The 21489-nt window shown below is 69.6% G+C and carries 18 protein-coding genes and 1 riboswitch; of the genes, 11 read left to right on the top strand and 7 right to left on the bottom strand.

From position 1 onward, the window contains the following. Window positions 1-537: 537 nt before the first annotated feature. Window positions 538-1152, bottom strand: a complete 615-nt coding sequence (locus tag WBA97_RS27635) for a TetR/AcrR family transcriptional regulator (RefSeq protein ID WP_424233860.1) — start codon at window positions 1150-1152, stop codon at window positions 538-540. Window positions 1153-1214: 62 nt separating this feature from the next. On the opposite strand from WBA97_RS27635, the gene WBA97_RS27630 reads away from it, so the two are divergent. Next, window positions 1215-1793, top strand: coding sequence for a DUF1453 domain-containing protein (locus tag WBA97_RS27630; protein ID WP_424233859.1), 579 nt, complete (start codon window positions 1215-1217; stop codon window positions 1791-1793). A gap of 152 nt (window positions 1794-1945) precedes the next feature. Here the strand turns inward: WBA97_RS27630 and WBA97_RS27625 are convergent, their stop codons facing one another. Then, on the bottom strand, window positions 1946-2257 hold the full coding sequence (locus WBA97_RS27625) for an ArsR/SmtB family transcription factor (protein WP_424233858.1): 312 nt from the start codon (window positions 2255-2257) through the stop codon (window positions 1946-1948). Window positions 2258-2341: 84 nt separating this feature from the next. On the opposite strand from WBA97_RS27625, the gene WBA97_RS27620 reads away from it, so the two are divergent. Beyond that, complete coding sequence (locus WBA97_RS27620; protein ID WP_424233857.1) at window positions 2342-3538, top strand: MFS transporter; 1197 nt, start codon at window positions 2342-2344, stop codon at window positions 3536-3538. On the opposite strand, the gene WBA97_RS27615 is transcribed toward WBA97_RS27620, so the two are convergent. The 4 genes from WBA97_RS27615 to phoU all read right to left on the bottom strand — a co-directional run bounded on the left by WBA97_RS27615 (window position 3464) and on the right by phoU (window position 9381). Continuing rightward, the gene (locus tag WBA97_RS27615) at window positions 3464-4891 is read right to left on the bottom strand and encodes an amidohydrolase (protein ID WP_424233856.1); all 1428 of its coding nucleotides are present in this window, start codon (window positions 4889-4891) and stop codon (window positions 3464-3466) included. The genes WBA97_RS27620 and WBA97_RS27615 overlap by 75 nt on opposite strands. 12 nt (window positions 4892-4903) lie before the next feature. Further along, window positions 4904-5932, bottom strand: a complete 1029-nt coding sequence (locus WBA97_RS27610; RefSeq protein WP_424233855.1) for a ribonucleotide-diphosphate reductase subunit beta — start codon at window positions 5930-5932, stop codon at window positions 4904-4906. Next, window positions 5929-8274: a ribonucleoside-diphosphate reductase subunit alpha gene (locus WBA97_RS27605; RefSeq protein ID WP_424233854.1), complete on the bottom strand. Its 2346-nt coding sequence runs from the start codon at window positions 8272-8274 to the stop codon at window positions 5929-5931. The genes WBA97_RS27610 and WBA97_RS27605 overlap by 4 nt, the downstream gene beginning before the upstream one ends. Window positions 8275-8370: 96 nt before the next feature. Continuing rightward, window positions 8371-8568, bottom strand: a riboswitch (cobalamin riboswitch). 153 nt (window positions 8569-8721) lie between these two features. After that, window positions 8722-9381 (bottom strand): phosphate signaling complex protein PhoU, encoded by a 660-nt coding sequence (gene phoU, locus WBA97_RS27600; protein WP_424233853.1) that lies wholly within the window; start codon window positions 9379-9381, stop codon window positions 8722-8724. Window positions 9382-9430: 49 nt separating this feature from the next. Here phoU and WBA97_RS27595 point away from each other — a divergent pair, with 49 nt between their 5' ends. After that, window positions 9431-9802: an endonuclease/exonuclease/phosphatase family protein gene (locus WBA97_RS27595; protein ID WP_424233852.1), complete on the top strand. Its 372-nt coding sequence runs from the start codon at window positions 9431-9433 to the stop codon at window positions 9800-9802. Between the two features lie 285 nt (window positions 9803-10087). Beyond that, window positions 10088-11542, top strand: coding sequence for an aminotransferase class I/II-fold pyridoxal phosphate-dependent enzyme (locus WBA97_RS27590; RefSeq protein ID WP_424233851.1), 1455 nt, complete (start codon window positions 10088-10090; stop codon window positions 11540-11542). Between the two features lie 12 nt (window positions 11543-11554). Here WBA97_RS27590 and WBA97_RS27585 read toward each other — a convergent pair whose 3' ends face one another. Further along, entirely contained in the window at window positions 11555-13030 is a 1476-nt protein-coding gene (locus tag WBA97_RS27585; protein ID WP_424233850.1) for a right-handed parallel beta-helix repeat-containing protein, read from the bottom strand. A gap of 119 nt (window positions 13031-13149) precedes the next feature. Here WBA97_RS27585 and WBA97_RS27580 point away from each other — a divergent pair, with 119 nt between their 5' ends. The 7 genes from WBA97_RS27580 (at window position 13150) to WBA97_RS27550 (ending at window position 21250) form a co-directional block, all read left to right on the top strand. Beyond that, entirely contained in the window at window positions 13150-13458 is a 309-nt protein-coding gene (locus WBA97_RS27580; protein ID WP_424233849.1) for an isoamylase early set domain-containing protein, read from the top strand. 89 nt (window positions 13459-13547) lie between these two features. Further along, a complete protein-coding gene (locus WBA97_RS27575) occupies window positions 13548-14351 on the top strand; it encodes a class I SAM-dependent methyltransferase (protein ID WP_424233848.1) in 804 nt (267 codons plus the stop codon). Between the two features lie 54 nt (window positions 14352-14405). Then, window positions 14406-16418 carry a hypothetical protein gene (locus tag WBA97_RS27570; RefSeq protein WP_424233847.1) on the top strand — a complete coding sequence of 671 codons (2013 nt, stop codon included), beginning with the start codon at window positions 14406-14408 and terminating at the stop codon, window positions 16416-16418. A gap of 18 nt (window positions 16419-16436) precedes the next feature. Then, a complete protein-coding gene (locus tag WBA97_RS27565) occupies window positions 16437-17912 on the top strand; it encodes a CHAD domain-containing protein (protein WP_424233846.1) in 1476 nt (491 codons plus the stop codon). Between the two features lie 225 nt (window positions 17913-18137). Beyond that, complete coding sequence (locus tag WBA97_RS27560) at window positions 18138-19526, top strand: glutamate decarboxylase (RefSeq protein WP_424233845.1); 1389 nt, start codon at window positions 18138-18140, stop codon at window positions 19524-19526. A gap of 97 nt (window positions 19527-19623) precedes the next feature. Next, a complete protein-coding gene (locus tag WBA97_RS27555; protein WP_424233844.1) occupies window positions 19624-20577 on the top strand; it encodes an effector-associated domain 2-containing protein in 954 nt (317 codons plus the stop codon). Window positions 20578-20734: 157 nt separating this feature from the next. Next, window positions 20735-21250, top strand: coding sequence for a DinB family protein (locus WBA97_RS27550; RefSeq protein WP_424233843.1), 516 nt, complete (start codon window positions 20735-20737; stop codon window positions 21248-21250). Window positions 21251-21489: the final 239 nt, after the last annotated feature.

Raw genomic sequence — 21489 nt, 5'->3', positions numbered from 1 at the left:
TTCGGCCGGTTCACCAGCGCCCGAGGAGACGACCACGTCGGTATCCGGCGCCGTGTCCTCGGCGAAGCCGTGGAGCTGGATCTCCGGCAGTGCAAGCGTTTGCGCGAACGCGTGGAACAGCGAGTCGGCCCGATGTGCCACGTCGGCCGTGCGGTCCGCCGCGTTGCGGTGCGCGCCCGCGACCAGCAACGCGGCCGACGGGATGGCGTGGAACAGTTCGAGGCCGAGACGCGCGGTGAGGCGGTCGGAGCCGGGGTGCGGGACCTCGATCAGCACGTCGGCCGCCCTGCGCACGAGGACGGTGCCCCAGCCGGACGCGGTCTCCGTGAGCATGGTGAACGGGTGGCCTGCGTCATCGCTCCCGGTGGATATCCGCAACGGCAGGCCGTCCAGCTCACGTGGCTTGTCTGCCAGCACGGCACGCAGGACGGCGACGGCCTTGGCCCGTTCCCCCGGAGTCGGCGGACGGTAGGGACCGTCGGCGGCCATGGCCCGCACGTGGTCGACGAGCCATCGCTGCAACATGTGACCAGTAGGTCAAATCTTGGCGATGCTGTCCAGGTGAGCTTCCAGCACGGTGCGCATGAGATCGGGTGTCATCCGGTCGGGTTGTATGACACCGTTGGTCATCAGCCCGTCGATCAGGGCGGTGAGACGTTCGGTCTCGACCGCGATGTCCACCTGATCCGCGAGGCCACCCAGTTCCCGGCTCCTGGCGAGCACCTTGCCGACGAGCGTGCGCGTGCCGTCGTACATCTCGCGGACGTGCGGCCGCAGCTTCGGGGAGGTGCGGGCCTCTGAGGCGAACGCCAGCCAGACCGCGCTTTCCGTGTACCTCGTCTTGTCGATGGGGAGTAGTTCGCCGAGCAGTTCGGCGGTGAGCGCGCGTCGTTTGCCGCGATCCGGCTCGGCGATGGCCAGTTCCGCGTGCGCGAGGATGCGCGCTCCGATCCGGTCGACCAGGGCGCGCAGGGCGAAGACGATCATTTCTTCGCTGTTCGTGAAGTAGTGCCGCACGGAGCCGACGGCGAGACCCGCCTCCCCGGCGATGTTGCGCAGTGAGGCGGCTGCGAGGCCGTCCCGCACCACGACGGTGAAGATCGCTTCCGCGACCAGCTGCCTGCGTTCGTCCGGGTCCACGATCTTCGGCACCTTGTCTTTATAGCACAGTCTTGCTAATTTACTTGGCGCAGTCGTGCTAAATAGGAGGGGACATGCACACCTGGATCGTGGTCGCGCTCGTTGTCGCGGCAGTGGGGTACACGATCGTGCGACGCACGATCGGTGAGCCGTTGAACGTACGGGACCTGTTCGGCGCTCCTGTCGTCTTGCTCGTGGTCGGCAACTACAGCCTGACCAAGGTGCCGGACGTGACGGGGGTCGACATCGCGTGGCTGGCAGGGGCCTCGTTCGTCGGGCTGGCACTGGGGGTGTGGCGCGGCGCGACCGTGCTGCTGATGGTCAAGGACGGTGCGCTGTGGCAGCGCTATCCGGCGCGGACGTATCTGGTGTGGGTGGTGTCGCTGGTGGTCAATGGAGGTCTCGGGTTCCTGGCCACGCATGAGGGCGTGCATGCCGACGCGCGCCCGATGACGTTGTCGATCGGTGTCGGCCTGCTGGGGGAGGCGGCCGCGGTGGGGCTGCGCGCGATGGCGACGGGGGTGCCGTTCTCGTCGGAAAGCCGGGACGGCCAGCGTGGTCTGCCGAGGCGAGCGGACTTTCGCCCGCTCGACCGGCAGCCGGCGCTCAGGGATGGCGTGACCTGGCTTTCGCGGGCCGCCGGGCGCCGGTGAGCTGGCCTGGTAGTCTCGTTTTAGAACATTCGTTCGACCTGTGAAAGGCGGGTGGAAGCGATGATCGATGACAGGTTCCCCGGCTTCGCCTGTGGTGCGGGGCGAGCGGAGTTCTTCGAGTTATGCGTGGCCGGCGCGGCCGCCATCTGAGGTCAGTGCGGCGCGGCGAGGATGCCGTCGAGCATGCCGGGGTAAAGGGCGTCGAGGTCGTCGCGGCGCAGGGTCGTGATTCGTGAGGTGCCGACCGGGCGCACCTGGATCACGCCCGCTTCGCGCAGGATCCGCAGGTGGTGGGTGCGGGTCGACTTGGTGACCGGCAGCTCGATCGCACCGCAGGCGACGCCGTCGCAGCCGATGCGTGCGAGTTCGCGCACGAGTCGCAGCCGGATCGGGTCGGCGAGCGCTTGCAGTACCGACTCGATCCGGATGTCCGATCGCGGCGGGTGGGCGAGCGTCTCCATCATGGTTTCCATAGTACGAGATCCATCGTAGTTCGATGACGATCGTAGTACGGTGTTCATCGTACATAGGGAACCATGGGGAGAAGCATGTCGCCACGTACCTATCTGCTCGCGCTCGGCGCCTTCGCCGTCGGCACCAGCGGATACATCGTTTCGGGGGTACTACCGGAGGTCAGTCATGAACTGGAGGTATCGGTGGCGACCGCGGGCCAGCTCGGCACCGCGTTCGCGATCGCCTACGCAATAGCGTCGCCACTGCTGGCGGCGTTCACCGGTCGGTGGGAACGGCGCAGGCTGCTCGTGATCGCGTTGGTGGTCAGTGCGGTGGGCAACGCGCTCGCGGTGGTCGCGCCGACGTACGAGTTGCTGCTGGGCACGCGCATCATCGCGGCGCTCGGTGCGGCGGTGTACACGCCTGCGGCGACCGTGGTCGCCACCGTGCTCAACCCGCCTGAGCGTCGGGGGCGCGCGGTCGCGATGGTGTTCGGTGGGCTCACGTTCGCGCTGATCATCGGGGTGCCCGCGGGCAACCTGCTGAGTGGGCCGCTCGGCTACCACGGCGTCTTCGCGCTTGTCGCGGTCGTGTCGGTGATCGGGGCAGTCGCCGTCTGGCTCGGGGTGCCGACCGTCGAGGCGCCATCCGCGGTCGGGCTTCGGGAGCGGTTCGCGGTGGCACGTGACCCTCGGGTGCGGCTCATGCTCGGAGTGACCGTGGTCGGTGTGCTGTCTGCGATGGCGGCGTTCACCTACGTGGCACCGTTCCTGGCGGCGAACGCGGGTGCGCGCGGCAGTGCGGTGAGCTTCCTGCTGCTGGGTTACGGCCTCGGTGCGTGTGTCGGCAACTCGCTCGGCGGTCGGCTCGCGGACCGGTTCGGCAGCATGGTGCCGCTGTTCGTGTCGCTCGGCGCGGCGATCGTCCTGCTGGGGACGTTGCCGTTCACCGCGACGAATGTGCCAGTGGCCGCGGTGGTGATGTTCGTGTGGGGCATGGTCACGTGGGCGTACAACCCACCCGCACAGAACTTCCTCATCGGGCTCGCACCGGCGAACAGCGGGTTGGTGCTGTCGCTGAACGCGTCGGCGATCTATCTGGGCGTCGGGTTGTCCGGGGTGTTCGGCGGGCTGGTGATCAACACGGTGGGCATCCGCGCGCTGCCGCCCATCGCGGGGATCGTCGGCTTGTTCGCTATCGGACTGCTGGTGCTGGTGTCACGTCCGGTGCGTGAACCCGCCGTCGAGGACGGTGGCCAGGATCGGGAGGTCCCTGAGCTCGCTCGGGGGTAGGCCGGTGAGGTCCCGGCCGGCCAGCACCAGGTCGGCCGGGTCGCCAACGGCGACCGTGGTGCCACGGCCGCCGGTGCTCGCCGCGATCGCGACCTCCATCGGCAGGCACTGCTCGGGGTGCCAGCCGGACCGGTCGTCGTCGGTGCGGGTGACCGCGGCGGCGATGGCCTCCCACGGGTCGAGCGCCGAGACCGGGGCGTCGGAGCCGAACTCGAGGGTGGCACCTGCGCGGTGGAGTGACGCGTAGGCGAAGGCGCGGTCGGTGCGGCCCGGCCAGTGGCGGTCGGCGGCGTCGCGGTCGTCGGGCTGATGTGCGGGCTGGACACCGGCGATCACGCCCAGCGCGGCGAACCTCGGCACGTCGGCCGGGTCGAGGAGTTGGGCGTGCTCGATGCGGCCACCGACGCCGAGGTGGTCGAACGCGTCGAGCGCGAGGGTGTTGGCGCGGTCGCCGATCGCGTGCAGGGCAAGGCCGATGCCGTTGCCGGTGGCCTTGCGGAGAACGGGAAGGAGTTGGTCGAGAGGTTCGAGCAGTTCGCCGTGGTACGTGCCGTCGGGATAGTGGTCATGGCATAAGGCGGTGCGGGTGTTGAGTGAGCCGTCCATGAAGATCTTCAGCGGGCCGACGGTGAGGAGGTCGCCGACCGGGTCGCCCGTCTTCAGGCCGCGTTCGATGGTCTCGTCGAGCAGGAACTTGGCGATGACGCAACGGATCCGTGTCGCCGGGGTGTCCCGGCGCAGCCAGTCGGCGACGGTGTCGGTGTACTCGTAGTCGGCGATCGTGGTGATGCCGCGTGCGGCGGCCGCCTCGGTGGCGGCGAGCACCCAGCGGTCGGTGACGTCCGTCGATGGTGCGGGCAGGGTGGCGGTGAGCGCCATGCACTGGTCCTCGATGAACACGCCCGTCGGGTGGTCGACGTCCGCCATGCGCATGGCGGCGGAGCTGAGCCACAGCGTGTGCAGGTCGTTGCTGAACAGTGCGACCGGCTGGTCAGGGAGCACGCGGTCCAGCAGTGTCTTGTGTGGACGGTCGGGCCAGAGTGCGGCGTGGAAACCGGCGCCCTGCAGCAACTCGCCGGGTGCCGTGCCCGCGGCCGCGATCAGGTCGGCCGCGTGTGCCGCGGAGGTGGCGCCGGCGAGCGGCACCCGTTGCCGGGAGCTGGCCCACTGCAGCAGGTGCACGTGCGTGTCGACAAGGCCGGGCAGCAGCGTGCCGCCCCGGCCATCGACCACCTCGGCGCCGTCAGCGGGTAAGCCGACGGGTTCTACGGCCACCAGGCGGCGCCCCTCCACGCGCACGTCGGCGCGCCGCCCGGTGAACCCGATCGTCACATCACGCAGTAGCAGAGCCATCTGCCCATAGTGCTAGAAGTCCTCGTCGAAGTTGACGGTGCCCGTCACCGCCACCTGATACGCGGATACGCGGCGCTCGAAGAAGTTCGACAGCTCCTGGACGTCCTGCAGTTCCATGAACGCGAACGGGTTCTTCGAGCCGTACTCGGGTTCGAGGCCGAGCGCGGCGAGGCGCCGGTCGGCGACGTGCTCGAGGTAGGTGCGCATGTCGGCCTTCGTCAGGCCTGCCACGCCCTGGACCAGCAGGTCGTCGGCGAACTGGACCTCCGCGTCCACGGCTTCGCGCAGCATTTGCCGTACCTGGGTGTGGAGTTCGTCGTCGAAGAGGCCGGGCTCTTCGCGGCGGACGGTGTCGACGACGTCGAACGCGAAGGTCATGTGCATGGACTCGTCGCGGAACACCCAGTTGGTGCCGGATGCGAGGCCGTTGAGGAGGCCTCGGGATCGGAGGAAGTAGACGTAGGCGAAGGCGCCGTAGAAGAACAGGCCTTCGATGCATGCCGCGAAACAGATCAGGTTCAGCAGGAACGCGCGCCGGTCGTCCCGGGTTTCGAGCCGGTTCAGGTGCTCGATCGAGTCGATCCACCTGAAGCAGAACCTGGCCTTGTCCCGGATGGAGGGGATGTTCTCCACCGCGGCGAACGCGGCCACGCGTTCGTTGTCGTCGGGGAGGTAGGTGTCCAGAAGGGTGAGGTAGAACTGGACGTGCACGGCCTCCTCGTACAGCTGCCGCGACAGGTAGAGCCGGGCTTCTGGCGCGTTGACGTGCTCGTACAGGTTGAGCACGAGGTTGTTCGCGACGATGGTGTCGCCGGTGGCGAAGAACGCGACCAGCCGGTTGACCAGGTGCCGTTCGGCGTCGGTGAGCTTGTTCAGGTCGGCGAGGTCGGAGTGCAGGTCGACTTCCTCGACCGTCCAGGTGTTCTTGATCGCGTCGCGGAAGCGTTCGTAGAACAGCGGGTAGCGCATGGGGCGGAGGGTCAGGTCCATGCCCGGGTCGAGCAGTGCCTGCTTGCGGGCGGTGTTCTCGAGAGTGGTCACTGGCATGCCTCACATGACTCGGGGTTCTCCAGGGAGCAGGCGACCGCCTCGGCGGTGTCGTCGGCACTGGCGCGGATCGCGGTGCTCACCGTGGCCTGCTGGATGCGGGTCGCGGGGCGCGACCGCAGGTAGTACGTGGTCTTCAGCCCGCTCGTCCACGCGTAGCGGTACATCGACGACAGCTTCCCGATCGTGGGCGAGGCAACGAACAGGTTCAGCGACTGGCTCTGGTCGATGTAGGGACCGCGTGCGGCGGCGAGGTCGATCAGGCCGCGCTGCGGCAGTTCCCACGCCGTGCGGAACAGCTCCTTGCTGTCCGAGGGCAGTCCGGCGATGCCCTGGACCGAGCCGTCGTCACGCTTGACCTGGTCGCGTGTGGCCGCGGTCCAGAGCCGGTGCTTCTTCAGCTCCGCCACCAGGTAGCCGTTGACCTGCAGGAACTCGCCGGACAGCGTCTCGCGTTTGAACACGTTGGACACCTGCGGCTCGATGCACTCGAAGCAGCCCGCGATCGAGGCGATGGTGGCCGTCGGCGCGATCGCGATCAACAGCGAGTTACGCAGACCGTGTTCGGCGACCTTCTCCCGCAGCGTCGCCCACCGGTCGGACTGCTTCGGCGTGACACCCCACAGGTCGGGTTGCAGGTCACCGCGGGCGGCGCGGGTCTGCGCGTACGCCGGGTGCGCACCCGAGGACGCGGCCAGGTCGGCGGACGTCTCCAGCGCCGTGAGGTAGACCTCCTCGGCGAGCCGCGTCGACAGCTCGCGTGCCCCGTCGCCGTCGAACGGCAGGCGCAGCTTGAAGAACACGTCCTGCAGGCCCATCACGCCGAGACCGACGGGGCGCCAGCGCGGGTTGCCGCGGCCGGCCTGCTCGGTGGGGTAGTAGTTGATGTCGATCACGCGGTCCAGGAACGTGACCGCGGTGCGCACGGTCTCCCGCAGCCGCGTCCAGTCGATGTCGTCGCTGGTCACGTGCGCGCCGAGGTTGACAGAGCCCAGGTTGCAGACGGCGGTCTCCTCGTCGGAGGTGACCTCGAGGATCTCGGTGCACAGGTTGGACAGGTGCACGACGTTGCCCGGCTCCGCGGTCTGGTTGCAGGTGCGGTTCGCGGTGTCCTTGAACGTCATCCAGCCGTTGCCGGTCTGGGCGAGCGTGCGGATCATCTTCGCGTACAGATCGCGGGCCTTGACCGTGCGTACCGCGCGGCCTGCCTGCTCGGCGGCCCGGTACGCATCGTCGAACGCCGCACCCCACAGGTCGGGCAGCTCCGGCAGCTCGTCAGGGTCGAACAGCGACCAGTCGGCGTCGGCCTCGACCCGGCGCATGAACTCGTCCGGGATCCAGTTGGCGATGTTGAGGTTGTGCGTGCGGCGCGCGTCCTCGCCCGTGTTGTCGCGCAGCTCCAGGAACTCCTCGATGTCCGGGTGCCACGTCTCGAGGTAGACACACGCCGCGCCCTTGCGCCGCCCGCCCTGGTTGACGGCGGCGACCGACGCGTCCAGGGTGCGCAGCCACGGGACGATGCCGTTGGAGTGGCCGTTCGTGCCCCGGATCAACGCGCCCCGGGACCGGACGCGGGACCACTGGATGCCGATGCCGCCCGCGAACTTCGACAGGCGGGCGACCTGTCCGTAGCGATCGTAGATCGACTCGAGTTCGTCGCGCGGCGAGTCCAGCAGGTAGCAGGAGGACATCTGCGTGTGCCGGGTGCCGGAGTTGAACAGGGTCGGTGAGCTGGGCAGGTATGCCAGCGACGACATCAGCCGGTAGAACCGGATCGCCTCGGCAGGCGTGTGCGAGAGTCCACACGCGACGCGGAGTAGCCAGTACTGCGGGCGTTCGAGCGTGGTGCGGCTGTTGGGGTGGCGGAGCAGGTAGCGGTCGTAGACGGTGCGCAGCCCGAAGTACTCGAACCGCAGGTCGGCGTCGTGGTCGATGGCGTCGTCGAGCTTGCGCGCGTGCGTGGCGACGAACGTGGCGGTGTGGTCGCCGATCAGGCCAAGGGCGTGGGCGGTGCTGATCGACTGGCTGAACGAGTGGATGCCGTGGCCGCGGACTTCCTTGTCGACGTAGGTGGCGAGCAGGCGGGCCGCGAGCTTGGAGTACTCCGGCTCCTCGGAGACCAGTTCGGCGGCGGTCTGTATGGAGAGGCGATCGAGTTCTTCGGTGGTGGCGCCGTCGTAGAGCCCGTTGATCGTCTTGGTGGCGACCCGCCGCGGCTCCACCGCCGGGAGTCCGGTGGCGCGACGGGCGACCGCACGGATGATCTTGTCGACGTCGACGGGTTCGGTTTCCCCACTGCGTTTCCGGACGCGCATGGTGTCCTGGATCGTGGTCAACTGTTCTCCTCGCTCTTCGGGCTCGCGAGAAGAACCCCGACCGGTGGGGTTGTCCCCGCGCGCCCTCCCTCGGGGCAAGCGGATGTACCCGGCCGCGGCGCGGCCAGGGAGCGGGCAGGTCTTCGGACTCACGGGCAGACGCCTACTGACCGTCGCTTCCCAGACTCGCGTCCAGTGCTTCGTGACGGCGTTCGTTCCCGTTCACCGCTGCGGGGCAGTCCCGGACTCCCACCGGGTTCCCTCTTGCGACGACCACCATGGCGCGGTGGTCGAACCAGCTCGCGATCACTATACATAGGGCCGATGTCGAATTCGGCACCCATATGTTGTGTCGGCGTGTCGTGTCATGCGGGTTGCCGTCGAGTGTCGCTGGTGGCTACGCCACGCGCAGGTTGAACACCGAGGGGCGGCCGGGCCGGTCACCGTGACCTCGCGCGAGTGTGCGGGTCAGTTCGGGGCCGACAGGGTCGGGGTTTCGCCGGTGCACACGAACTCGATGCGTTTCGCGACCGACACTGCCTGGTCCGCATAGCGTTCGTAGAAGCGGGCCACCAGCGCCAGCGTCGTCGCCGTCGGGATGCCGTGGGACCACGTCTTCGTCGTGATCGTGCGGAGTACCTCCGCGTGCAGGTCATCCACCTCGTGGTCGGTGGCGTCGAGTTCGGCGAACGCGCCGACACGCGGCGACGTCACGTGCGCGACCAGCTGCGTGGCCATCTCCGAGGTGATGGTGCCCAGGCGGTCGAACGCCTCTCGCAGCGGAGCAGGCACCACGTGGTCGGGGTGGACCCGGCAGGCGGCGTTCGCGATGTGTTCCGCCAGGTCGCCCATGCGCTCGATCTTCTCCGCGCAGTAGATCGAGGACAGCACGAGCCGCAGGTCAGTCGCCACCGGGGCCTGCAGCGCCAGCATCTGCTGCGCCATCTCCTCGCACTGGTCGCGCATGTCGTCGAGCTCGGTGTCCGCTGCCAGGACCTGCTTGGCCACGTCGAGGTCGGCATCGAGCATCGCCTCGGTCGCGAGCCGCATCGCCGTCGCCGCCCGTTCGCACATCCTGGCCAGCAGCCCGCGCAGCTCAGAGAGCTCGCTGTGGAACGTCTCCCGCATCAAACGTCACCTTCCCGACAGACACGACATACCCGGCAGCGCCCGTCCCATGCGACCGTCACGCGAGCGGGGAGGCTCCCGGCCAGACTCGAAACATGCGCGCGTCACACAGAACCTGCTCGGCCAGCACCTGGACTGGCCACGCCGCCTGCCGGCGGCCGCGAGCTGGTTCCGGCGCCTCGACCCGGACGTGGTGACGCTGCAGGAAGCGGTCGCGACCGGCGACTACGACCAGGTTACCGAGGTGCTCGGGGACTCCTGCCACGTCACCCACCACACGCTGCGTGAGCCGGACGGCTCCGGCAGCTCGATCGCCAGCCGCCGGCCCCGGTCATCGCCGAGCAGTGCCGGACCGATCTCGACCGCCGGATCGACTACGTCTTCGTCCGCAGTGGCCGCGCGGGACCGGCCATGCGGGTGACGAATTGTGTGCGCACGTTTGACGACCCCGTCGACGGGGTACGGCCAAGCGACCATTTCGGAGTGGTGGCCGACCTGGATCCTGGCCGGGTGACGTGAATGGTGGTAACAGTAATGCTCGAAAAGGCGACGTACGGGTTCGTGGAGCCGACAGAATCCCAGCTCATCGCCCTTTTCGAGGCGTGGCGCCTGGACATCGACTCCGAACCGTTCGCGTACGAGAACGAGTGGGCCGGCGTGGACGCTTCGCCGTTTCGCGCCTTCACCGCCTGGGCACACCAGGATCATGGATCACAGTCGTGCGCCTGTCCTGGAGGCACTCCAGGCCTTCCGTGATCGTGGCTACACCCCGTTCAATCCGCCGGGCCACCGGCAGGGCCGTGGCGTCGACCCACGCGTGCTCGACGTCGTCGGGCGGGACGTGTTCGAAAGCGACGTCATCTCGATCAACGGGCTCGACGACAGGACCGTGTCGCAGGGGGTGCTGGCACACGCCCAGGAGCTGATGGCCGACGCGGTACACGCCGACCACACGTTCTTCTCGACCTGCGGCAGCTCGCTGTCGATCAAGAGCGCGATGCTGTCGGTCGCGGGGCCGGGCGAGAAGCTGCTGGTCGCACGGCAGTCGCACAAGTCGGTGATCTCCGGGCTGATCATCTCCGGCGTGGCGCCGGTGTGGGTCCGTCCCAGCTGGGACCCGGACCTGCACCTGTCGCACCCGCCGTCGGCGGACGAGGTGGCCCGGCGGTTCGCCGACGAGCCGGACGCGAAGGGCATGCTGCTCGTCACCCCGACCGACTACGGCACCTGCGGGGACATCGAGGCCATCGCGCGGGTGTGCCACGAGTTCGGCAAGCCGCTGATCGTCGACGAGGCGTGGGGTGCGCACCTGCCGTTCCACCCCGTGCTGCCGCCGTGGGCCATGGACGCGTCGGCCGACCTGTGTGTCACGAGCGTGCACAAGTCCGGGTCGGCGGTCGAGCAGAGCTCGGTGTTCCACCTGCGGGGGGACCGGGTCGACCCGGCCGTCCTGAAGGCGAGGGAGGACCTGCTCGGCACCACCAGCCCCACCTCACTGGTCTACGCGACGCTCGACGGGTGGCGGCGGCAGATGGTGGAGTACGGCGAGCGGCTGCTGGGGGACACGTTGACGCTCGCGCACTCCACCAGGGCCGCGTTGTCCGCTGTGGACGGTGTGGCCGTGATGGGGTCGGAGTTCACCGGGCCGGGACTCGCCAGGTCGATCGACCCGCTGAAGGTCGTGCTCGACGTGTCCGGGCTGGGGATCAGCGGCTACCAGGCGGCCGACTGGCTCCGTGCGCACGAGCTCGTGACCGTCGGGTGGTCCGACCACCGCCGGGTGGTGGCGCAGCTGACCGTCGCCGACGACGCGGACACCGCCGAGGTGCTGGTGCGGGCGGTGAGCGCGCTGCGCCACGCCGACCTGCCCGCGTCGTCCCCCGTCGACCTGCCGTCCCCGGCGGAGCTGGAGCTGGAGACGGCGATGCTGCCGCGCGACGCGTTCTTCGGTGCGACCGAGCAGGTCGGGGTCGAGGTCGCGCCGGGGCGGATCAGCGCGGAGATGATCACGCCGTATCCGCCCGGCGCGCCAGCGGTGCTGCCGGGGGAGGTCCTCACCAGGGAGGTGCTGGACTACGCGCGGAGCGGGCTCACGGCTGGGATGCAGCTCCCGGACCCGGTGGACGCCGAACTGAAGTCCGTGCGGGTGGTCGCCAGGTGAACAGAGGTCAGGTCAGCACGTGGTGGGCAGCAGGGTGAAGGCGCTGCACACGTCCTGCCCGTATGGTGCGCCCTGCCACTCCGCAGGCGGCAGCGCCCGCGGCCGGTCGAACGGGGTGAACGTCCACGGGCCGACGTAGACGTTGTCGCGCCACGTGTTGTGCTGTTCGAACGTGATCGCCTGCTGTACGACCGGGCCCATGTACGGGGACCACCACGGGTAGGTGCCCCAGTTCGACAGGATCGCCATGCGGCCGCACAGCTTGTCGCAGCCGAGGGTGGCCGGGTCGAAGAGGAAACGGTTGTGGTGGATGTCGACGCGTTGCGTCTTCCACCGGCAGTCGTCGCGAAGCGGCTGCTGCGCTATCGCGGGCTGGGTACACGTTTCCACCTCGGCGACGAGGAGGGTGCAGTGCCCAGTGGACGTGTTCGCCGGGCTGTTGCAGAAGCGGTCGGCGTTCTCCCACAACGTGATGCCGGACCAGTTGTGTTCGAACGTGTTGTCGTGGATCTCGATCCTGTCCGTCCTGGCGGGCACCCGTGGCTCGCCGCCTGACTCGGAGACGTAGACCGTGCCAACCGGGAAGTCGTCGCCGCGGTCGGCGAAGGTCCGGCCTTGCACGATCGTGTTGCCGAGGAAGACGTTGTCGCGGATCACCGCGTTGTAGCTCGTCTCGTAGAGCAGCGCCTCCCCGTCGTTGTTCTCGATCAGGTTGTGCTCGATGAGGAAGTCGTTGTTGTTCGTGTCCGCCCACAGGCCGGCGCCGCGGTTGTCGTGCACCCAGTTGTCCCGGATGTCGGCGCCGTCGACCGCCCAGAACTTCACGCCGCCCGTGCAGCCGCAGCCAGGGGTCTGCGCCTCCCAGTTCTCGGTGTTGTTGCCCGTGATCTCGTTGCCCTCCACCAGGAGGTCGGCCAGTCCGCCGCGCTTGTAGGCGTTGATGCCGTACTGGCCGTTGTCCCGCAGGCAGTTTCCGCGCACGACCTGGCCGGTTCCCGCCATGAGCGCCGCGCCGCCGTTGTTCTCGATCGTGTTGTGCTCGATGACCCAGGCGTCGCCGGAGTCGTGGTTGACCACGCCCTCGTCGCGTGGCGCCACGAAGTTCCGCACGGTGAGGCCGAGGAGTACGACGTCGTGGGCGTCGCCGGTGAACGCGTACCGGTTGCGCTCGCGGCCGTCGAGGATCGCGCCAGGCGCGCCGAGGTAGACGTTGCCGTCCTTCGGTATCACCTGGCCGAACTCGTGCTCGCCAAGCGTGTGCGTGCCGGGGGCGAGCCAGAACGTCGTGCCGCCCTGGTGTTCCGCGGTGGCACGCCGCACCGCGTTGTCGACCGGCGCCACCACGACCGCGCCCTCCGGCGGGTTCGGGTGGGCCGAGACGATCCGGTCGCACACGGCCCACTCCTCGTCGCCGGTGGCCGCGCCGGCCACAGGGGACAGTCCGGCCAGGACGAGGGCGGCCACCAGTGCGAGACCAGAACGAGCCATGTGGCCAAGCTAGGCAGCCCGTCGATCCGTGTCGTCACCCGGAAGCGTTGTCCTTTGGGCGAACATCGCGGAACCGGGCCATGCTGTCCCCGCATCCGCGCGACCGACTGTGGAGAGTCATGCTGAAGATCGACCGTGACCGTGCGGGAAATGTGCGTGTCACCTTCGTCCTGCGGCAGCACATGCCGCACGGCCGGGTGAGTGTCGTCGGCGACTTCAACGAGTGGCGGCCCGGTGCGCACGAGCTGCGACCGCGCAGCAACGGCACCCGCTCCGTGTCCGTCACCGTGCCGGACGGTGCCCAGGTGCGCTTCCGCTACCTCGGTGAGGGCGGCCACTGGTGCAACGAGACCGAGCACCCGGACGTGCGGCAGATCGGCGAGGACAGCGTCGTCGTCGCGAACCCGGCCGCGCGGAAAGCCCGCTGACCCCTGTCGAGATCCGGCATGCTCGCGGACTACGACGGACGCGACAGGATGTCCTGAAACGCGGGCGAGCGGTGGCTACCGTGGGTCGGGTGACCGACGCCGTCCGCACCCTCGCCACGCACTACTCCAGCGCCGCCGACGCCTACGAGCGCATCTGGGCCGGTGTCCTCCACCCGGTCAGCCGCGGGCTGCTGGCCCGGCTGCCGCTCGCGCCCGCGCGCCGCGTCCTGGACGTCGGCACCGGCGTCGGCACGCTCCTGCCCGCACTGCGTGACGCGGCGCCGGACGCGCTCGTGGTCGGTGCCGACCGGGCGCCCGGCATGATCGCGAAGGCGTCCGCCGAGTTCCCCCGCGTGCTGATGGACGCGGCCCGTCTCCCGTTCCTGGACGGCACGTTCGACGTCGCCGTGGCCGCGTTCATGCTGTTCCACCTGCCCGACCCGCTCGCCGGGCTGCGGGAGGCGCGGCGGGTGCTCGCGGATGGCGGCGTGCTCGGCCTCGCGACCTGGGGCCCGGACTACCCGGTGAAGGCCATCGACGTGTGGCACGACGAGCTTGACCGGTACGGCGCGCCGCCGGACCTGCCGCTGGTCAGCAACCACGACGTGGCCGACACCCCGGAGAAGCTCACGGATCTGGTCACCGGCGCCGGGTTCACGGACGTGTCGATGGGGCCGGTCGAGTGGGAGTACCGGCCGACCGGGGAACGGTTCGTGGAGCACCACGTCGCGCTCGGGCACACCGCGCGCCGCCTCGCAGGACTCGCGCCGACGGCGCGTGCGGAGTTCGTGACGAGCGTCCGTGCCCGGCTCGCGGAGCTGGCGCCGGAGGACTTCGTGAACCGCAGGACGATCGTGGCGGGTGTAGCGACTGCCCGTCGTTCGGCGGATTGACCTGTACCTTACTCGCGGGTAGTTCTTGAGGCGGCCGTACCAACGGAGGTCGCCATGCGCCGTCGCCGCCTGTTCGGATCACTTGCCGCCGTGCTCACCGCCGCCACGCTCGGGATGCCGGTGCCAGCCGCGCAGGCCGCGCCACCGGACGTCGCCGCGCTCGACGGCGCGTGCGTCGCGCTCAAGGCGCCGAGCGGGAAGTTCGTGGTGCGCAACGCGCTGGGTGGCTACCAGGCCACCGGCGGTGCCGCGTCGCAGCCGTTCCGCCTGCAGGAGACCGGCGCCGCGACCTACCTGATGTACGGCACCGCGAACGACTTCCTCGGCCAGGGGCTCGGCACGCTCGGCGTGCTGTCCGCACGGGCCGCGAGCGCCGACACGAACTGGCGGCTGACCGCGTCCGGTGACCAGGTCACGGTCACGGCCGTCGCCGCGAACCGGCAGCTCGCCGTGGAGCCGCTGCTGAAGACGCTCGCGCTGCGGGCCACCGCGACCCCGTTCACGCTCGTGACCGCGACCGGCTGCGCGACCGCGCCAGAGGCGGAGCTGAACGTCACCGGCGAGCCGTTCACCGGCACCGTCGACGGCGAGGTCCGAGGGCTCGCCGACCTGCACAGCCACCTGACCGCGTACGAGTTCATCGGCGGCGACATCCACTGCGGCGCGCCGTTCAGTCAGTACGGCATCACCTCGGCGCTCGTCGACTGCCCCGACCACGAACCGAACGGCCTCGGTGCGTGGTGGGAGAACCTGGCAGGCGGCGGCTACCCGTCCTTCACACACGACACCAAGGGCTGGCCGACGTTCGCCGACTGGCCCAAGCACAACTCGTGGACGCACGAGGCCATGTACTACCGCTGGCTGGAGCGCGCGTGGCGCGGCGGGCTGCGCGTCTACACGAACCTGTTCGTGAACAACGAGGCGCTGTGCCAGATCTACCCGATCAAGTCCAACCCGTGTGACGACATGGCGTCGATCCGCCTGCAGGCACAACGGATCCACGAGCTGGAGGACTTCATCGACACCCAGCACGGCGGACCCGGCCAGGGCTGGTTCCGGATCGTGCGGGATCCCGCGCAGGCGCGGGCAGTGATCGAACAGGGCAAGCTCGCGGTGGTGCTGGGCGTGGAGGTGTCTCAGCCGTTCGGGTGCGGGGTAAGCAACGGGACGCCGCTCTGCGACCGCGCCGACATCGACGCGGGGCTCGACGAGCTGTACGACCTCGGCGTGCGCCGGATGTTCGTGTGCCACAAGTTCGACAACGCGCTGTGCGGCGTGCGGTTCGACGAAGGCGTCGCGGGCACGATCATCAACGCCGCGAACTTCGCCTCGACCGGCCGGTTCTGGGAGGTCGAGCCGTGCCCGACCTCGGCACACGACAACACCATCCAGTTCCAGAGCGACCTGCTCTCCGGGCCGCTGGACGCGCTGCTGCCGCCCGGTGTGACGCTGCCGGTGTACCCGAGCGCGCCGCACTGCAACGTCAACGGGCTCACCGACCTCGGCGCGTACGCGATGCAGGGCATGATGGACCGGGGGATGCTCATCGACCTCGACCACATGAGCGCGAAGGCGACCGGCCAGGCGCTGGACGTGCTGGAGTCGCGGGACTACTCGGGCGCCGTGTCGAGCCACTCGTGGGTGGACCCGAGCTACTACCCGCGGATCTACGCGCTGGGCGGCATGGCGGTCCCGTACGGCTGGGGCACCGAGCGGTTCGTCGGCGAGTGGCGGTCGATGAAGGCCGCGGCGGGTGCGGGCAGCGACTTCGGCTTCGGCGCGGGCTTCGACACCGGCGGGTTCGGCCACCAGCCGCCGCCGAGGCCGGGGTCGGCGGTCCAGTACCCGTTCACCACGTTCGACGGTGGATCCACTGTGGACCGGCAGCGGACGGGGGAACGGGTGTTCGACGTGAACACCGACGGGCTCGCCCACTACGGCCTGGTGCCGGACTGGCTGGAGGACCTCCGCATCGTCGCCGGGCCGGACGGGCAGGCGATCGTCGCGGACATGAGCCGGGGCGCGGAAGTGTACCTCCGCACCTGGGACCGAGTGTTCGTGTCCTGATTGGGTAATCATGGAGGCATGGCTGTCACCTCCCATGTCGAGACCGAACGCAAGTACGAGGCCGCCGCGGACACCAAGCTGCCCGCGTGGTCGGACATCCCGGGCGTCACGACGGTGCACGGGCCACGCACGGAGCAGCTGTCTGCCGTGTACTACGACACCGCCGACCAGCGGCTCGGCAGGTACGGCGCGACGTTGCGCAGGCGGACGGGTGGTGACGACGCAGGCTGGCACCTCAAGGTGCCAGCAGGCGAGGACTCGCGCACCGAGCTGCGGCTGCCGCTCGACGCACGCCCCGAGGACGCGACCAACGCGCCGCCGGACGAGCTGGCCGACCTGACGTTCGCCATGACTCGCGGCGCCGCGCTCCGGCCGATCGCCCAGCTCAAGACGTCCCGCCGGGTGTGGGACCTGCTGGGGGCCGACGGGGCACCGGTCGCCGAGGTGACCGACGACCAGGTGACCGCGACCCGGCTCGACGGGTCGTCCAATGTGGACGAGTGGCGGGAGCTGGAGGTCGAGCTGGCCGGGAGGGGCGCGAACGGGGTGCTGGCCGGCGCGGAGAAGGTGCTGCGCAAGGCAGGCATCCGGCGGGCGGGCCACAGCTCCAAGCTGGCGCGGGTCGTGCCGCCGCCCGCCGCGCCGGTGCCGGATGCCACGGGCACCGCGGGAGCGGCCCTGCTCGCGTACGTCCAGACGCGGTTCGACGCGCTCGTGACGCAGGACCTGCTGGTGCGCAGGGACGCGCCGGACGCCGTGCACCAGCTGCGGGTGGCGGCACGGCGGCTCCGGGCCGCGCTGCTGGTGTACCGGCGGCTGCTGCCCGGGACCGAGCGCCTGCGTGCCGACCTGCGGTGGCTGGGCCGGCGGCTGGCCGACGCCCGGGACCTGGAGGTGCAGGAGAAGCACCTGGTCACGGCCGTGGCGGCGCTGCCGTCGGAGCTGGTCGTCGGGCCGGTGTCCGCGCGGCTGACCCGGCACTACTCACCCGCCGCCGCCGCGGCCCGCGAGACCGTGACCGCCACGCTGGCCGACAAGCGGTACCGCCGGGTGCTCGACGACCTGGCCCGGCTGCTGGCGGACCCCGACCTGGGGCCGCGTGCGTCCCGGCCCTCGGCGAAGGAGCTGCCGAAACACCTGCGGCGGGCGTACCGGAAGACGAAGCGCCGCCTGTCGGACGACACCCTGCACCGGGCGCGGAAGGCGGCCAAGCAGTACCGGTACTCGCTCGAGACCGCCGAACCCGCCGTCGGCAAGGCGGCGAAGGAGGCGCGGAAGCGGGCGAAGGCACTGACGAAGCTGCTCGGCGAGCACCAGGACGGGGTGGTCACCCAGCCCGTACTGCGTGACCTGGGCATGCAGGCCCACCTGGCGAGCGAGAACGGGTTCACCTACGGGCTGCTGCTGGAGCAGGAGCGGGCCCGGTGCGCACGGGTGCGGGAGGTGTACCCGGCGTACTGGCGGCGGTTGAGGAAGGCACGCCCGTGGGCATGACGCAAGCGCCGCGGTCGTGGGTCGGGCCGGAATTCCCGGCAGGCGCGCCCGCGCGTGGATGGGTCCTGACCAGAAGTCTGACCAGAATGTAGTCACAACTTAGCCGCGTGCTCGATCATCGTCCCCGGTGCGCCGGGGCCCTGGGGGTGCCCCGGCGCACCCCTTCCTGGCACTGTCCCGGGCCGACCGGGTGCGCCGGGACCGCCCCGGACCTACCGTGATGGCATGACCTTGGCGAACTCCGGCGCGAACCGCGACTCGGCCCGCGACTTCCTCGCGGTGAACCCCGTCTTCGTGGCCGAGCCGGATCTGATACCCCGCGACTCGATGCCCGCCGGGTCGCTGGCGCCCGACGTGGCGTACCAGATCGTGCACGACGAGCTCATGCTCGACGGGAACGCGCGCCTGAACCTGGCCACGTTCGTCACCACCTGGATGGAGCCGGTGGCCTCGCGGCTGATGGCAGAGTGCTTCGACAAGAACATGATCGACAAGGACGAGTACCCGCGCACCGCCGCGCTGGAGGAGCGGTGCGTGCGCATGCTCGCCGAACTGTGGCACGCGCCAGACCCGCTCACCGTGATCGGCTGCAGCACCACGGGTTCGAGCGAGGCGTGCATGCTCGCGGGGCTCGCCATGAAACGCCGCTGGCAGCACCGCAGACGCGCGGCGGGCGCGCCCGAGGACCGGCCGAACATCGTCATGGGCGCGAACGTGCAGATCTGCTGGGAGAAGTTCGCGAACTACTGGGACGTCGAGCCCCGCGTCGTGCCGATGGACGGCGACCGGTTCCACCTGGACGCGGCCACCACGGTCGCGCACTGCGACGAGAACACCATCGGCGTGGTCGCCGTGCTCGGCTCGACGTTCGACGGCAGCTACGAACCGGTCGCGGACATCTGCGCGGCGCTAGACGAGCACCATCCGGACGTCCCGGTGCACGTGGACGGCGCGTCCGGCGCGATGGTCGCGCCGTTCTGCGACCCGGACCTGAGGTGGGACTTCCGCCTGTCCCGCGTCGCGTCGATCAACACCTCCGGCCACAAGTACGGCCTCGTCTACCCTGGCGTCGGCTGGATCGTGTGGCGGGACGCCGATGCGCTGCCCGCCGACCTGGTCTTCCGCGTGAACTACCTCGGCGGCGAGATGCCGACCTTCGCGTTGAACTTCTCGCGGCCCGGCGCGCAGGTGGTCGCGCAGTACTACAACTTCCTGCGACTCGGCTTCGACGGTTTCCGGCGCGTGCAGCAGTACTGCCGCGACGTCGCCACCGGCCTGGCGGACCGCATCGCGGACATCGGCCCGTTCCGCCTGCTGACCCGCGGCGACGAACTGCCCGTCTTCGCGTTCACCGTGACCGGCGACGTCACCGGCTACTCGGTGTTCGACGTGTCGGCGCACCTGCGCGAGGCGGGCTGGCTGGTGCCCGCGTACACCTTCCCGGAGAACCGCACCGATCTGTCGGTGCTGCGGGTCGTGGTCCGCAACGGCATGACCCACGACCTGGCCGACCTGTTCATCGACGACCTGCGCGGCGTCGTGGCGCAGCTCGAGCGGCAGGAGAAGCCGTTGCGGGGCAAGGAAGCCGCGTCCTTCTCCCACGGCGCCCGCTGAACCCGGTGCGCGCTGGACAAAACATGGACACATCCGCGGTGGTCCCGGCCTCATCGTGGCTTGCCCGGGTGAAATGGTCTAGGCATCCTGAGCGGAGATGAGTCGTGGGGGTGAGAGCATGGTCGACGAGCACAAGACGATCTGTGCCGTGGACATCGCCGGTTTCGGTGGGATGTCCCGTACCCGCGCGAACCATGTGGCCCTTCGTGAGGGCATGTACTCGTCCGTTGAACAGGCATTTCTCCAGTCCGGTATTCCGTGGGCGGACTGTTATCAGGAAGGCGCAGGGGACGGCATCCTGGCGCTCGCTCCTGCGTCGGTCGGCAAGAGCGCGTTCGCGGAGAAACTGCCGGTGGCACTGGTTTCCGCACTTCAAAGCCACAATGCCACGCATCGACCGGAAGAACGGATTCGTCTGCGGTTGGTGCTGCACGCGGGGGAGATCACCCGCGACGAGCGGGGCGTGACCGGGCAGGCCATCATTCACGCCTTCCGGCTGCTCGACTCGCCACAGCTCAAGGACGCGCTGCGCGACTCGACCGGCGTGCTCGCCATCGTCGCCTCGACCTGGTTCTACGACGAGGTCATCCGGCACCACCCCGAATACGTGCCGGAGGAGTACGAGCAGGTCACGGTGGATGTCAAGGAGACCAACGGGTACGGCTGGATCCGGCTGCCCGACGGCGGCCGCGCCGTGCCGGGCGACATCGAGCGGCGGCCCCCGGTCCCGGCACCCGCGCGTGAGGAACCGGTGGTCCTCACCCCGGTGGTGCGGCCCGCGTCGCCGGAGTTCTACGAGGTGGTCGACGCGATCGAGGCCGTTCCCTGCATGCGGGGCGAGCACACGCGATCTCTTGTCGTCGAACAGCTGCCGTTCGCGGGCTCGGTCCGATACTTTGCCAACCGCAGGGCACACGTCACCTCGATCCTGCGCACCTGCCTCGACTTCGACGATGGCGTGGTGCAGCTGGTCACGGCCATTTCTGGTCAGGAACCGAGTGGTTCCGCCCCGCTGAACCGGCTCATGGCGTTGCTCACCGGCGCCGCGTGACGCGTTCCGCGGCGGCCGCCGCGCCACCTACCTGGCGCGGACGCGGCCCCGGATCGACCATCGCGTTGGCACCGGCACGCGTCCTGTCGGCCGAACTCACACTCGTGAACCGGCCCGAGGGTGGAGCTGAGCTCGTCGTGGCACTACCGTCTGCGCCGTGACTTGCCGTGATGAGCTGTTGGCGCAGCTGGAGTTCTACTGGGATCACAACCTGTGGCCGCGCCTGCGCGGGCTCACGGACGAGGAGTACTTCTGGGAGCCCGTCCCAGGTTGCTGGTCCGTGCGCAAGCGTGAGGACGACACGTGGTCGATGGACTGGGAGTGGCCGTCCCCGACGCCGCCCCCGGTCACGACGATCGCGTGGCGGTTGGCGCACATGGGCGTACAGACCCTGGGTATCAGGGCCAGTGCCCTGTTCGGTGACGGTTCGCTGACCGTCGAGACGGTCCGCTGGCCCCGCACCGCCGCCGAGGCACTCCGCGCCCTGGCCACCCACTACGAACACTGGCGCCGCGGCGTCCGTACCCACCAGCCCGAGGACGAGGACGCCTTCACCACCCTCATCCTCCACATGAACCGCGAGATCATCCACTACGGTGCGGAGGTCGTGCTCATGCGCGACCTGTACCGGGCGATCAGACGCCCGGCGACGGCGGCCACGACGCCCGCCTGAGCGTTTCGGTCGCCGGACGGTTCCTGTCGTGCCAGGGTGTGGGGAACCGGAGGCTCATCCGCCGCGTCCATCGGTTCTGCTAGTGCCTCGTCCAGGTGGATTGGTGTGGTTGTCGGCGGATCCCGGTGTTCGCTGGCAAGGCGCCGAAAGGTCCTCGTACCGGGTTGTACTTGGGCCTTTCGGCAACGCGGCCAGCGGGCGGCGGGGCCGTCGAGAATCGTGCCGTATCCGCCTGGACG

This window comes from Actinophytocola sp., from assembly GCF_049647105.1.
GTDB lineage: Bacteria > Actinomycetota > Actinomycetes > Mycobacteriales > Pseudonocardiaceae > Actinophytocola.
This window is presented reverse-complemented; position numbering and strand designations above follow the sequence as displayed.

What these genes read in the sequence shown, in the direction of transcription:
- WBA97_RS27590 (WP_424233851.1), top strand. Translation starts at nt 10,088, where the DNA reads ATGGATCACAGTCGTGCGCCTGTCCTGGAGGCACTCCAGGCCTTCCGT.
- WBA97_RS27595 (WP_424233852.1), top strand. Translation starts at nt 9,431, where the DNA reads ATGCGACCGTCACGCGAGCGGGGAGGCTCCCGGCCAGACTCGAAACAT.
- WBA97_RS27555 (WP_424233844.1), top strand. Translation starts at nt 19,624, where the DNA reads ATGAGTCGTGGGGGTGAGAGCATGGTCGACGAGCACAAGACGATCTGT.
- WBA97_RS27570 (WP_424233847.1), top strand. Translation starts at nt 14,406, where the DNA reads ATGCGCCGTCGCCGCCTGTTCGGATCACTTGCCGCCGTGCTCACCGCC.
- phoU (WP_424233853.1), bottom strand. Translation starts at nt 9,381, where the DNA reads ATGCGGGAGACGTTCCACAGCGAGCTCTCTGAGCTGCGCGGGCTGCTG.
- WBA97_RS27565 (WP_424233846.1), top strand. Translation starts at nt 16,437, where the DNA reads ATGGCTGTCACCTCCCATGTCGAGACCGAACGCAAGTACGAGGCCGCC.
- WBA97_RS27615 (WP_424233856.1), bottom strand. Translation starts at nt 4,891, where the DNA reads ATGGCTCTGCTACTGCGTGATGTGACGATCGGGTTCACCGGGCGGCGC.
- WBA97_RS27630 (WP_424233859.1), top strand. Translation starts at nt 1,215, where the DNA reads ATGCACACCTGGATCGTGGTCGCGCTCGTTGTCGCGGCAGTGGGGTAC.
- WBA97_RS27620 (WP_424233857.1), top strand. Translation starts at nt 2,342, where the DNA reads ATGTCGCCACGTACCTATCTGCTCGCGCTCGGCGCCTTCGCCGTCGGC.
- WBA97_RS27625 (WP_424233858.1), bottom strand. Translation starts at nt 2,257, where the DNA reads ATGATGGAGACGCTCGCCCACCCGCCGCGATCGGACATCCGGATCGAG.
- WBA97_RS27560 (WP_424233845.1), top strand. Translation starts at nt 18,138, where the DNA reads ATGACCTTGGCGAACTCCGGCGCGAACCGCGACTCGGCCCGCGACTTC.
- WBA97_RS27585 (WP_424233850.1), bottom strand. Translation starts at nt 13,030, where the DNA reads ATGGCTCGTTCTGGTCTCGCACTGGTGGCCGCCCTCGTCCTGGCCGGA.
- WBA97_RS27580 (WP_424233849.1), top strand. Translation starts at nt 13,150, where the DNA reads ATGCTGAAGATCGACCGTGACCGTGCGGGAAATGTGCGTGTCACCTTC.